The organism is Pseudoalteromonas sp. PSi26, from assembly GCF_054960575.1.
On the sequence record NZ_JBHNYT010000009.1, the window covers coordinates 32,022 to 45,694 of the forward strand.

Below are 13,673 nucleotides of genomic sequence, written 5' to 3' on the forward strand. Positions count from 1 at the left end.
ATGCTTTTTTTGTGCCCAAATAATATTTAATTAGGGGGCTAAATGACTCGAGAAAAACGCGTTGCGTTGATTTTATTTTGTAAGTGGGCATCAAAACACATACAAATTATACGAATGAATAAGTTACCCCGTGGTGTGACACTGATGTGATTGTTTTCAATAATCACCATGTTCTCGTCTATAAGTGGTTTAAGAGAAACCAATGCCTCCGCAAAGTAGGTATCAAATTCAATATGATACTTTTTAGCAAACTCGTCTATATTTAGTTCAAACTGACAAATAAGCTGCTTAATAGCATCCGCTCGAATAACATCATCATGGGTTAAATGCATACCTTTACTAAGTGCGCAGCCGCTTTGCGTTTCAATGCTGTGGTAGTAATGCTTTAGCTCTTTTTTATTTTGTAAAATAGCGGTGCCAATTTGTGAAATAGATGATGCACCCAGCCCTAATAAATCACAATTACCATGCGTTGTATAACCTTGAAAGTTTCGATGCAATTGGCCTTCATTTTGTGCGATAGCCAGCTCGTTGTCTGCTTTCGCAAAATGATCCATACCAATAAACTGATAACCTGCTTGTGTCATCTGCTCTAAGGTATTTTTAAACATGGTTAACTTGTCGTGAGCGTTTGGTAAGTCGTGCTCTTTTATTTTGCGTTGTGCGGCAAATCGCTCTGGTAAGTGAGCGTAGTTAAATACCGAAACACGATCGGGGCTAAGCTCAATGAGTTGCTCTATTGTTTGTTTAAAGCTTTCGGGGGTTTGCAGTGGAAGCCCGTAAATCATATCGGCGTTAATTGATTTGAAGCCCAGTTCACGTGCCTGAGTAATTAACTGCTTAACGGTATCGGCATGTTGAGGGCGATTAACTGCAAGTTGCACGTCGTCATTAAAGTCTTGGATCCCAAACGACACTCGGTTAAAACCAAGCATTCTTAAATCAACCAACATATTTTCAGCAAGCGATCGTGGGTCAACTTCAATACCGCGCTCTGTTGTGCTGGTAAAATTAAAGTGCTGTTCGAGCAGGGTAATTAAGCGCTTCATTTGTTGGGTGGTTAAAAAGGTAGGAGTGCCTCCACCTAAATGCAGTTGCTCAACGCTATAGTGCTTAAACAAAGGTGCTTGTGCGGCAATTTCTTTTGCTAAAAAGTCTATATATGTATCGGCTTTAGATTGGTGGCGAGTAATTATTTTATTACAACCACAGTAGTAGCAAAGCTGACTGCAAAATGGAATATGAACATATAGAGAAAGCGAACGAGATTGAGATGATTCTACAGCCTTGATTAAATCGTGTTTATCGTATCCCTCATTCAAAGACAATGCGGTAGGGTAGGATGTATACCGCGGACCAGACACATTGTATTTATTAATGAGAGCTTGGTCCCATTGAGGAAGTTTTATCATCACGCACACCTAAGTTTTAACTAGAGCCGTGATTATAAAAAAGTAACGAAGGAGATATGTTGATCTATAACAAAAAAGGTGCCGAAGCACCTTTTTATCACAACGCATTACGCGTTAATACGTGACGGTATGCGCATCTTTTAAATACTGAAAAAGCTCTTTATAGCCTTTACCTGGCTTTTCGGCTTTGACTTCTTTTGCTGCATTACGTACTAATTGACGCATTTTTTGACGATCAAGCGATGGGAACTGCTCAATAGTCTCGTTTATAAGGCTATCACCTTGTTCTATTAGGTCTGAGCGCAGTTGCTCTATTTTTTTAACCAATACTTCAGCTTGGTTATTTTTATTAAGCATTACATCGATAATAGCTTTAATATCTTCAATGTTTTCTACTGTGCGCAGCGTTTTTGCAATGTAATTTAAGTGACGACGGTATGCATCACTCTTGTTACTAATTTTATCAGCAACAACCATCGCTTCTTTTAAATCGTCGTTTAATGGTAGGCGCTCACGCTGTTTTTTACCCATTTTGGCAATTTCAGAACCTAACTGATGAAACTCTTGCGCTTCGCGCTTAAGCTCTGTTCTTGATACGTATTCAATTTCTTCTTCAATTTCAGCAGGCTTGCCTTTTTTCTTCGCCATGGGGTGCTCTTAAATAAAAATAACTGGCGCCATTATACGCCATTCTTTTAGTGATTAATATTAGCTGATGTGGTGCAGTGAGTGTGTTAGCATTTAACTATAAGAAATGCATGCATTATGCCTCTAAGGCTCAGGACTTAATTTATGAAAAGCCAACAAAACGATCCAATTTATTCTCAAATATCGCAGGTTAAAGATGCGGTAGCCGAAGTACTCGAACATGCTAAAAAATTAGGTGCTACAGCAGCTGAAGCTGCAATGTCTAGTACGTCGGGTTTATCGGTGAGTACACGAATGGGTGAAGTAGAAACCATTGAGTTTAACCAAGATGGTGGCCTGGGTATAAGTGTTTATGTTGGCAATAATAAAGGCTCTGCCTCAACGGCTGATTTAAATCCTAAAACATTGCGCACAGTAGTAGAAAAAGCCATTGATATTGCAAAGTTCACATCAGACGATCCATTCAATGGGGTCGCCGATAAAGAGCTACTTGAGTTTAACCCACAAGATCTCGATTTATACCACCCTTGGGATGTAAGCCCAGAGCAAGGTATTGAGCTTTGCCATACTGCCGAGCAAGCGGCATTAAATGCTGATGAACGTATTGTAAATTCTGATGGCGCGAGTTTTTCATCGCATCAAGGGCTTCGTGTTTATGGGAACAGCCATGGTTTAATTGCTGGCTTTCCTCGCACACGTCACAGTATCAGTACCATGGTTATTGGTAAAGATGGCGAACAAATGCAACGCGATTCAGCATACACGGTTGCCCGCGATCAAGCAGGTTTAACAGATGCAGCAGCAGTCGGGCTTGAAGCCGCATCAGAAACATTGGCTAAACTAAACAGCCAAAAATTAGGAACAATGAAAGTCCCTGTTGTATTTAGGGCTGATATTGCAAACTCATTATTTGGCCATTTAGTGTCAGCGATTGGTGGTGGTGCACTTTATCGTAAGTCGAGCTTTTTACTCGACAGCCTTGGCACACAGGTATTTAGTAACTGTGTAAATATTGCTGAACGTCCACACATATTAAAAGGGTTAGCTTCATCACCGTTTGACAGCGAAGGTGTTAAAACGGTTGATCGTGAAATAATTCAAGGTGGTGAGTTACAAACTTATTTATTAGCAAGTTACGCCGCGCGTAAAATGAATATGACCCCGACAGGTCATGCCGGCGGTATTCACAACTGGTTAGTAGAACAAACGCATAATGATTTACAAGCATTGTTAAAAACAATGGGTACCGGCTTGTTAGTTACCGAGCTTATGGGGCAAGGCGTAAACACAGTAACAGGTGATTACTCTCGAGGTGCTGGTGGTTTTTGGGTTGAAAACGGAGAGATTCAATATCCAGTAAGTGAAATTACGATTGCCGGTAATTTAAAAGATATGTTTAAAGGTATTTCTGCTATCGGTGGTGATATTGAGCGCAGAGGCGGCATTCAAACTGGCTCTGTTCTAATTGAGCAAATGCAAATAGCGGGTGCTTAATACCTAAGTTATGCTTAATTATGGACACACTTAAGTTTACTCTGATGGTGCTAAATTTAAGTGTGTAAATAAGTACGAGTTGAGATATTTAATGGCTAAAGATAGATACGCACCAAAACCACTCACCGATATTATGGCGGGCCTAAACAACCGTCTGTCGGCTTACGCTGGTAAAAGCCAAGCTCTTGATACTCAGCAAACTTTACTAAAAGATTTTTTAGGCCCTAAATTAGGGGATAAGTGTCGCGTAAGTAATTATCGCGATGGCACTTTAATGATTGAAGCGGTATCGGCCCCGATAGCGCTTCGACTTAATTATTTAAAAATGGATATGCTTTCGCACTTTAGGGCGGCAGGTATGGCCGAATTAGGGCAAATTAAAATTACAGCTAATCCACAGGCAACTCAGCGATTAAGTTCGGCCAACAAACCCGCATCAGCCGCCGTCACAAATTCACGTAAAATGAGTGAACAAACAGCCGATTATTTAAATGCGATTGCCGACTCAGCACCACCTTCATTAAAAGAGAAGTTACAACGTTTGGCCCTACACGGTAAAAATAAGGGTTAATTGCCGGCTGCTTTATTAAGTTATTGGTAGGGCAATTTAGAACGTTTATCTCATTCAAAATACTTTGTTACATAATCTATTTCAATGTTGTCAAAATCAGGTTTAATATAGCGTTATTGCACTCAATAATTAGTGTAAGTTGATGCCCATTCCATTAAGTAAAAGCTGATTGCTATCTTGTTAAAGAGCTTAATGGAGTTGGTATGAGCAATTTATAAAATTGACTAACAAATGGATTAATTATGAATAAAGTAACAATGGCCGCAGCAAGTATTGCACTTGCGCTTGGCTTAGTGGGCTGTGGCGAAAAACAACAAGAAACCCAAGTAGCCGACACGCAAGCAGCAACAGCACCGGCAGAGAAACCGTTAGAGCTAGGTATTGAATTGGCTAATATGGACAGCTCAGTTCGCCCGCAGGATGACTTTTACTATCATGTAAATGGCACTTGGTTAGCAGCAACCGAAATTCCAGGTGACAAGTCTAACTATGGTTCTTTTTCGCAATTATATGATGAGTCGCAAAAAGCGATGAAAACGGCGCTTGAGAACGCCGCAGCCAATAAGTCGGCTGAAAAAGGCAGCGACGAGTATAAAATTGGCGCATTTTATAAAAGCTATATGAATAAAAACGCCCGTAATGAGCTTGGAATTACCCCGTTACAGCCGTCGCTAGATAGTATTGATAGCATTGAGTCTAAATCTGACTTAGTTGGCCTTATGGCGTCTATTCAACAGCAAGGTGGCACTTTACCGTTTGGTTGGTTTATTAACAACGATGCTAAAAATTCAAGCGAATATGCTTTGTATTTATCTCAATCTGGCTTGGGTTTACCTGATCGCGATTACTACTTAAAAGACGATGAGAAGTTTACTAAAATTCGCGCCTCTTACGAGCAATACATGACTGATGTGTTGACTAAAGCGGGTGTCAAAGAGGCCGCCCAAGCAGCAGCAAGCGTACTTGCTTTTGAAAAAACCATTGCTGATGCGCAGTGGAGCCGTGTACAAAGCCGTGATGCAACTAAGTCGTACAACAAAATGACTGTAGCCGAGGCAAATAAATTAGCAGGTGAGCTTGATTTAGCTGCATTCTTTAAAAATGCAGGTGTAAACACAGCTGATATTATTGTACGCCAACCTAGCTATTTAGAAGCGCTGGGGAGTATTTATCAAAACACTGACTTAGCAACCTGGAAAAACTACCTTAAGTTTCATTTTGTGAGTGGCTATGCGCAACTATTAAATGATGATTTGGTTGACCTTAAATTTAACTTTTACAGCACCACTTTACGTGGTGTAGAAGAGCAAGCACCACTTTGGAAAAAAGCCGTAGATGCGTCTAACAGTGTGTTAGGTGAAATTTTAGGTAAAGTGTACGTTAAAGACAATTTCCCGCCAGAAGCTAAAGCACGTATGGAAGAGCTAGTTGATAACGTAATTAAAGGTTACAGCGTTGCAATTGAAGGTCTTGATTGGATGGGACCTGAAACAAAAATTGCAGCACAGGAAAAACTAGACAAATTTATTCCTAAAATTGGCTACCCAGATAAGTGGAAGGATTACTCTGAGCTTGAAATTAATTCAGACGAGCTGGTAGGTAACTACATTCGTTACAGCCAATGGGCGTATAAAGACATGATTGCCAAATTAGGCAAACCTGTTGACCGTTCAGAATGGTACATGACACCGCAAACAGTGAATGCCTACTACAATCCGGTAAACAATGAAATTGTATTCCCTGCTGCTATTTTACAACCGCCATTCTTTAATTTAGAAGCGGATGATGCGGTAAACTACGGTGCTATTGGCGCGGTAATTGGACACGAGCTAGGCCATGGTTTTGACGACCAAGGCTCTAAGTACGACGGCGATGGTAATTTACGTAACTGGTGGACTGAAAGCGACCTTAAACAGTTTGAAGAGCGTTCAGGTGCGTTAGTTGAGCAATTTAACAAGTACAAACCGTTTGACGATGCAAATGTAAATGGTGAGCTTACGCTTGGCGAAAATATTGGTGACCTAGGTGGGTTAACAGTCGCGTATAAGGCATATCAGCTATCATTAGGTGATAATAAAGCGCCAGTTATTGATGGTTACACAGGCGATCAACGCTTCTTTATGGGGTGGTCGCAAATTTGGCGTCGTAACTACCGCGATGAAGAATTACGTAACCGTTTAATGACCGACTCGCATTCACCAAGCCATTATCGTGTAATTGGTATTTTGTCTAATATGCCAGAGTTTTACGAAGCGTTTGATGTAAAAGAAGGCGACAAAATGTATATCAAACCAGAAGACCGCGTAAAAATTTGGTAATCAGATAATTTTATACCAATCCGCAATAATACTTGATTATTTTTAGGGGCTAAAAGTGTCGTTATCTGCGTTAAAAAATTCTCATTTAGAATAACTAAATAACGAATTTTTTGCCTAGCTATCAACACGTTTATCTATCCTCAAAATAGATCACTTAATTAAGCAGATTGGTATTAGTTAACTAAAAACCAGTGAATAAAAAAGCCAGTAAGTTTAACTTACTGGCTTTTTTGATACGAAGATTTTAACGCTTACTTTATTGTTTCATTAGGGTTTCGTACATCCATGCTTCGTTAACTAAAATGTTTTTATATAAAGCGAGTTGGTTTTGAGTGCGTACTAAGTTGTGTTCGGGGTATGCGGTTTTAAAGTATATATCGTTATTTAAGTAATCTGTTAAAAATCGCACACTGAGCATCAGGGGCATTATTTTAGCGCCTAACAATAAGCTGGCCTGCTCTTTTTTACTCATTATTGATTTGAGTGGCGCTAAGTAACCTTTAACTAACGCTTCAAAAATCTCTTTTCGAATAATAACCTTATCAAGACTTGTCGAATCCTCTGCTTCTGCAGAGCAAAATGTACGTACCATATCGCCAAAATCATACAGTAAAAAACCAGGCATGCAGGTGTCTAAATCAATAACAGCTTTCGCTTTATGGGTTTTACTGCAGTACAGCATATTATTGATTTTAGTGTCGTTGTGGCAAACTCGAATAGGTAAATGCTGAGTTATAGCTTTTAGTTCAGTCACTAAGTGTTGTTGTGATAAGCAATATTCTATGTCGTTTTTACAGCGGTTAAGTCTGCTTTTATTACTATTCGTCATTGCTGTATTTAGCTGCTCAAAGCGCATTGCCAGATTATGAAAATCATCAATAACAGTATGTAGTGTGGCTGTATCAAAGTCGTGTAAGGCGCTTGCAAAAGTACCAAAGGCTAAAGCGGCTTGATATGCTTGCGCTGGATTTTTAACCACATCTTCACTGTAACTGTGCTCAATAAAGTTAAGTACACGATACGGCTCTTCATTAAGCATGGTTAAATACGCGTTGTTGCATGTATTAATGTGCTTAACAATATCGAGTGGATAGTTATTTTGCTGCTGCTTGGTATTCAGATGCTGCTCAATAAGTTGTGCGTTACTGACAAGTTGAGCAGGGTGTTTAAATACATGGGTGTTAAGCTTTTGCACAATGAATCGCTGATCAAAATGTGTTAGTAGCCATGTGCTATTGATATGGCCGCTACTTATGGTACTCAACTGAGTTGTTTCAGGGTTGAGTTTTAGCAGTTTACTTAACGTATTTTGTACAGTGTTATTCATTGTAACTCACTTAATTAAGCGTATCGAGATTGCAGTTTTTCAATTATTTCAGCATTAGCTGCGGGGAAGTCATAGTTAGTTAACTCACTAATATTTACCCATTCACTAGGTTGCCCTTCAGCGCCATGTGCTTGACCGCTAAAGTTACTGACAACGTGGATATCGAGTCTCACGCATTTGTCGCCATAATCGTGTTCAATTACCATGAGTTGGCTAGAGCTATGAATAGTAATACCTACTTCTTCAATTAACTCACGTTTTAGCGCTGCAAATACACTTTCACTTGCTTCAACTTTACCACCAGGAAATTCCCATAAGCCACCTTGATGCTGCTCGTTTGCACGTTTACAGATAAATATTGCATTATTTTTTTTAATTACACCAACGGCTACATTTACTATTTTTGTTGTCATATTTTTATCCCATAAAAAAAGCGACGCAAGCGCCGCTTTTTAATTACTTACAATGCGTCGTTATTTTAATTTACCACAACATTGCTTGAATTTTTGACCCGAACCACAAGGACACGGATCGTTGCGGCCAACTTTTGGCTCTGTTCTTGCCATAACCGTAGCACTTGGAGGTGCTTCGCCGCCTACGTGCTCAGCTTCTTCATGTTGGTACTCGCGAGGGGCATTTTCACTCTTACGGTGTTGCTCTTCTACTTTTTCAACATCTTCTTCTGCACGTACTTGTACTTTACTTAAAATGCTAACTACATCAACTTTTAAGTTTTCAAGCATTTCAGAGAACAGTTCAAACGATTCGCGCTTGTATTCTTGCTTAGGATTCTTTTGTGCGTAACCACGTAAGTGAATACCTTGACGTAAGTGATCCATCGCCGCAAGGTGATCTTTCCAGTGTTGGTCAAGACTTTGCAGCATAATTGCTTTTTCGAATTGACGTAGAACTGAATCACCAACTTGCTGCTCTTTTTGCTTGTAAGCTTGATCAACAGCTTCTTCAATACGCTCACGAAGTTTTTCTTCGTATAGTTTATTGTCGTCTGCTAACCATTGAGTAATTGGTAGCTCAATTAAGAAGTCTTGTTTTAAGCGCTCTTCAAGACCTGGTACATCCCACATTTCAGCAAGGCTTTGTGGAGCAATGTATTGATCTATTGTATTGCTTAGTACGTCACCACGAATTGCTGTGATAGTTTCTGAAATATCACCTTCTTCAAGTAATTCATTACGCTGAGAGTAAACAACACGACGTTGATCGTTTGCTACGTCATCGTATTCAAGTAGCTGTTTACGAACATCAAAGTTACGTGCTTCTACTTTACGCTGTGCATTTTCAATTGCGCGGTTAACCCATGGGTGTTCAATTGCTTCACCGCGTTGCATACCTAGTTTACGCATCATGTTAGTCATGCGCTCGCCGGCAAATATACGCATAAGCGCATCGTCCATCGAAAGGTAAAAACGGCTAGAACCAGCATCACCTTGACGGCCAGAACGCCCACGTAATTGGTTATCTATACGGCGCGATTCATGGCGCTCAGTACCAATAATGTGCAAACCGCCAGCATCAATAACTGCATCGTGGCGAAGTTTCCACGCGGCTTTAATTTCTGCAATTTGTTCATTAGTTGGGTTTTCTAGTTTTTCAACTTCGCTATTCCAGTTACCACCTAGCACAATATCGGTACCACGACCGGCCATGTTAGTTGCAATGGTAACAGTACCAGGTAAACCTGCATCTGAGACGATATCAGCTTCTTGTGCGTGGAATTTAGCATTAAGTACATTGTGCTTAATTTTTTCTTTGCGTAAAAACTGTGATAGGTACTCAGAGCTTTCAATTGAGATAGTACCTACTAGTACAGGCTGTCCGCGTTCTTGACAGTCTTTAATATCAACTAAAATAGCTTCGTATTTTTCTTCTTGCGTTAGGTAAACTAAATCAGCGCGATCATCACGGATCATTGGCTTATTAGTTGGCATAACAACGGTATCTAGGCCATAAATTGACTGAAACTCAAATGCTTCTGTGTCGGCTGTACCTGTCATACCCGCTAATGTTTCGTACAAACGGAAGTAGTTTTGGAACGTAATAGACGCCAATGTTTGGTTTTCGTTTTGAATTTTAACACCTTCTTTAGCTTCCACAGCTTGGTGTAAACCTTCAGACCAACGACGACCTTCCATTGAGCGACCAGTATGCTCGTCAATGATGATAACTTCGTTTTCTTTAACAACGTAATCAACATCTTTTTGATATAATTTGTGCGCGCGAAGGGCTGCGTAAACATGGCTTAATAACGTGATGCTGGCGGCAGAATAAAGCGAATCGCCTTCTTCAATTAAACCACGTTCGCTAAGTAAATCTTCTACTTTAACTTGGCCGCGCTCAGTTAAATGAACTTGCTTAGACTTTTCATCGATTGTGTAATCGCCGTCGCCTTCAACACCTTCCTCGTCTTCTTTTTCTTGGAGTTCAAGTAAAGGAACGATGGTATTTATTTCAGTGTATAGCTGTGAGCTGTCCTCGGCTGGACCTGAGATGATAAGCGGTGTACGCGCTTCATCAATTAGGATTGAATCCACCTCATCGACTACAGCGTAAAATAATGGACGCTGAACGCGCTCATCAATACTAAATGCCATGTTGTCGCGAAGGTAATCAAAACCAAACTCGTTGTTTGTACCGTAGGTGATGTCAGCAGCATACGCTTGCTTTTTTTGTTGTGGCATCATGCCAGGCACATTGCAGCCAACCGTTAGGCCTAAAAATTCAAATAACGGACGGTTAGTTTCAGCATCGCGCTTTGCAAGATAGTCATTCACGGTAATAACGTGAACCCCTTTACCTGTTAAGCCGTTTAAGTAAGCAGGTAAGGTTGCCGTAAGTGTTTTACCTTCACCGGTACGCATTTCTGCAATACGGCCTTCGTGTAAAACCATGCCGCCTAGTAACTGTACGTCAAAGTGGCGCATGCCATTAACGCGTTTAGATGCTTCACGAACTACTGCAAATGCTTCAGGTAGAATATCGTCAAGGCTTTGTCCGTTATCGTAACGTTCTCTGAATTCTGCTGTTTTAGCGCGTAAATCTTCATCAGAAAGGGCTTCTAACTGCGTTTCTAGCGCATTGATTAGCGCGACCGTCTTTCTAAAGTTTTTAATAGTGCGGTCGTTGCGACTACCAAAAATCTTGGTAAATAAATTAGATATCATGATAAAACCGTTACAATCAATTCGTTGTTAGCCGCGTATCGGCTAACCCATTTTTAACAATTGGTAATTAATATGTGCTTTTAAGTAACACTTAGTACATATTAATTAGCAATTTTGTATTAAACCATTCAAAAAGCACTGTTTATTACGTGCGCTACTATACCAGACTCTGCCAAACAACAAACTATCTCAGCAAAAAGATCTGTATATAAAATAGAAAAATTTGATCTGCATTCTAAAAAAGCCGTGGTATTAACTCATTACTATAAAAATAGTAATGAACTGTGAATATATGGTGCTTAAAAAATTAAAAACAAGGGGGGCGTTACATTTGTGAACTTTGGCTATTTATGCTCAGATAATAACATTGAGTAACGATGCGTTTAACATAAAGGTGTGTGTAAACATGCAAAATAAAGTAAATAAATTAGTGGTATTGGGCGCTGGCTGGTTAGGTCATGCTCTTTGTGTGAATGCACAACAGGCAGGTTGGAAGGTGCAGGGTACTCGTCGGTCAAATACACGAGAATTTGATTTTGAACGCCAGTTTAAATTAGCAGGTAATCAGCTAATACATCAGGTTGATTTAGAGGGGGCGTATTGGGTGTGTGCCATTCCACCACGAAGTCGTCATAGCGAGAGTAATTACCCAGAAACACTTACTGCAGCCTTGGCGTTGTCTAAAAAGTTAAATGCAAAAGGGTTTTTATTATGTTCATCCACAGGGGTTTACGACCAAGAACCCGGTGTATACAGTGAAAGTAGCGATATTGCTTGCGCCAATCCAAGGCAAACAAAGTTGTATCAGGCCGAAGAGCAAGTCCTTGAGCAAAACGGTAAGGTACTGCGTTTAGCAGGATTACTTGGCCCAAACAGAGAGCCGGGTAAGTTTGTTGCGGGTAAAGAGCTTAATACTTCAAGTCAGCAAGTGGTTAACATGGTGCATCAGCAAGATGTAATAAATGCTATTTTTGCGGTAATAGCGCATTGGCAAGTAGGACAAAATATTTACAATATCGTTAACCCCGAGCACCCAACAAAAGCCGATTACTATGCATTAAAGTGTAAGCAGCATGGTGGCGAAATGCCAAAATTTACGAGCGATGAAAAAGCTGAGCGCAAGGTTATTGGCTCAGCTATCGAGGCGTTAGACTTTACTTACCAGTACGGTATTTAGGGCATATTTTTAATAAGAAGGGAGAGGGTTGCGGTCAATAAAGTCGCACAATTTACCTTCGCTCAATAGTGCGTTAGTTTGCTCTATATCGGGGGCGAAATAGCGATCTTTATCGTAATAGTTTACGTGTTCGCGTAATAAATTTTTTGCCTTTAAGACTTTATCACATGGGTTTAGCGGTTTTCTAAACTCTAAGCCCTGTACCGATGCAAGCCACTCTATAGCCAAAACACCTTGTGTATTATTTGCCATTTCTTGTAATCGCCTCGCGGCAAACGTGGCCATTGAAACGTGATCTTCTTGGTTTGCAGATGTTGGTAAGCTATCTACAGACGCGGGATGCGCAAGCGATTTATTTTCAGATGCCAATGCTGCTGCTGTCACTTGAGCAATCATAAAGCCAGAGTTTACGCCACCGTTTTCAACTAAAAAGGGTGGTAATTTTGATAAGTTAGAATCAATAAGTAGGGCAATTCTGCGCTCTGCTAGAGCGCCAATTTCAGCAATTGCAATAGCGAGGTTGTCGGCGGCCATAGCGACAGGTTCAGCGTGAAAGTTTCCGCCAGAAATAATATCGCCCACATCAGCAAATACGAGTGGGTTGTCGGTTACCCCATTTGATTCGCACAGTAATACTTCAGCTGCTTGGCGTATTTGTGTTAAACACGCGCCCAATACCTGAGGTTGGCAACGTAAACAATAAGGGTCTTGTACTTTTTCACAGTTAACATGTGAGTCGCTAATTTGTGATTGAGTATTAAGCAAATCTCTAAACACTTGCGCAGTATCTATTTGACCACGTTGCCCACGAATTTCGTGAATACGTGAGTCAAAAGGTGCGCGGCTACCCATTGCTGCCTCAATACTTATAGAGCCTATTACACAGCTTTGTGCATATAAATCTTCTGCTCTAAATAGCCCCTGTAATGCAAAAGCGGTAGACGCTTGGGTACCGTTAAGCAGTGCTAAACCTTCTTTTGCTGCAAGCGTAAGCGGTTCAAGCCCTGCTATTTTCAAACCTTCAGCCGCACTGATTATTTTACCCTGATGGCGCATTTGGCCTTCGCTTAGTAAGGGTAAGCACATATGTGCAAGTGGAGCTAAGTCACCTGAAGCGCCAACAGAGCCTTTTTTAGGAACGCATGGGTAAACTTCACTATTAAGCAGTTGTATAAAAAACTCGATGACTTGTAAGCGAATGCCTGAAAAGCCACGAGAAAGCGAGTTGATTTTTAGTGTAACCATCAATCTCACTGTGCTGTCGTCCATGTACTCGCCAATGCCAGCGGCATGAGAAAGCACAATTGAACGCTGAAGTAGCTCAAGCTCGTCATCGGCAATTTTGGTATTAGCAAGCAGGCCAAACCCGGTGTTAATCCCGTACACTGTGCGTTGCTCATTAATGACATTTTGAACGGTTTGTGCGCTGGCAGCGATTTGAGATTCGGCATTTTTTTCAAGGTTTATTTGTACACTTGATGCATTAATCTTTCTTAGACTATTTAAATCAAGCGAGCCGGGTGTGAGAGTTAGTTCGACCATGA

The 13,673-nt window shown here is 40.6% G+C and carries 10 protein-coding genes; 4 read left to right on the plus strand and 6 right to left on the minus strand.

Annotated elements, in window-relative coordinates; all coding sequences use genetic code 11:
- Positions 1 to 38 precede the first annotated feature (38 nt).
- Entirely contained in the window at positions 39 to 1,412 is a 1,374-nt protein-coding gene (hemN, locus tag ACFI34_RS11410) for an oxygen-independent coproporphyrinogen III oxidase (RefSeq protein WP_462673576.1), read from the minus strand.
- A 114-nt stretch (positions 1,413 to 1,526) separates the two neighbouring features.
- Positions 1,527 to 2,060, minus strand: a complete 534-nt coding sequence (gene yjgA / locus ACFI34_RS11415) for a ribosome biogenesis factor YjgA (protein WP_006793069.1) — start codon at positions 2,058 to 2,060, stop codon at positions 1,527 to 1,529.
- Positions 2,061 to 2,204: 144 nt separating this feature from the next.
- On the opposite strand from yjgA, the gene pmbA reads away from it, so the two are divergent.
- The 3 genes from pmbA (at position 2,205) to ACFI34_RS11430 (ending at position 6,443) form a co-directional block, all read left to right on the plus strand.
- On the plus strand, positions 2,205 to 3,554 hold the full coding sequence (gene pmbA / locus ACFI34_RS11420) for a metalloprotease PmbA (protein ID WP_462673577.1): 1,350 nt from the start codon (positions 2,205 to 2,207) through the stop codon (positions 3,552 to 3,554).
- 91 nt (positions 3,555 to 3,645) lie between these two features.
- On the plus strand, positions 3,646 to 4,125 hold the full coding sequence (locus ACFI34_RS11425) for a DUF721 domain-containing protein (RefSeq protein ID WP_006793071.1): 480 nt from the start codon (positions 3,646 to 3,648) through the stop codon (positions 4,123 to 4,125).
- A 242-nt stretch (positions 4,126 to 4,367) separates the two neighbouring features.
- Positions 4,368 to 6,443: a M13 family metallopeptidase gene (locus tag ACFI34_RS11430; RefSeq protein WP_462673578.1), complete on the plus strand. Its 2,076-nt coding sequence runs from the start codon at positions 4,368 to 4,370 to the stop codon at positions 6,441 to 6,443.
- A gap of 256 nt (positions 6,444 to 6,699) precedes the next feature.
- Here the strand turns inward: ACFI34_RS11430 and ACFI34_RS11435 are convergent, their stop codons facing one another.
- The 3 genes from ACFI34_RS11435 to secA are packed head-to-tail and all read right to left on the minus strand — an operon-like array spanning position 6,700 to position 10,952.
- Positions 6,700 to 7,770 (minus strand): phosphotransferase enzyme family protein, encoded by a 1,071-nt coding sequence (locus ACFI34_RS11435; protein ID WP_462673579.1) that lies wholly within the window; start codon positions 7,768 to 7,770, stop codon positions 6,700 to 6,702.
- A gap of 14 nt (positions 7,771 to 7,784) precedes the next feature.
- On the minus strand, positions 7,785 to 8,183 hold the full coding sequence (gene mutT / locus ACFI34_RS11440; RefSeq protein WP_058550573.1) for an 8-oxo-dGTP diphosphatase MutT: 399 nt from the start codon (positions 8,181 to 8,183) through the stop codon (positions 7,785 to 7,787).
- 60 nt (positions 8,184 to 8,243) lie between these two features.
- The gene (gene secA, locus ACFI34_RS11445; protein ID WP_462673580.1) at positions 8,244 to 10,952 is read right to left on the minus strand and encodes a preprotein translocase subunit SecA; all 2,709 of its coding nucleotides are present in this window, start codon (positions 10,950 to 10,952) and stop codon (positions 8,244 to 8,246) included.
- Between the two features lie 406 nt (positions 10,953 to 11,358).
- Here secA and ACFI34_RS11450 point away from each other — a divergent pair, with 406 nt between their 5' ends.
- Entirely contained in the window at positions 11,359 to 12,129 is a 771-nt protein-coding gene (locus tag ACFI34_RS11450; protein WP_462673581.1) for a Rossmann-fold NAD(P)-binding domain-containing protein, read from the plus strand.
- Between the two features lie 9 nt (positions 12,130 to 12,138).
- On the opposite strand, the gene hutH is transcribed toward ACFI34_RS11450, so the two are convergent.
- On the minus strand, positions 12,139 to 13,671 hold the full coding sequence (gene hutH / locus ACFI34_RS11455; RefSeq protein WP_462673582.1) for a histidine ammonia-lyase: 1,533 nt from the start codon (positions 13,669 to 13,671) through the stop codon (positions 12,139 to 12,141).
- Positions 13,672 to 13,673 lie beyond the last annotated feature (2 nt).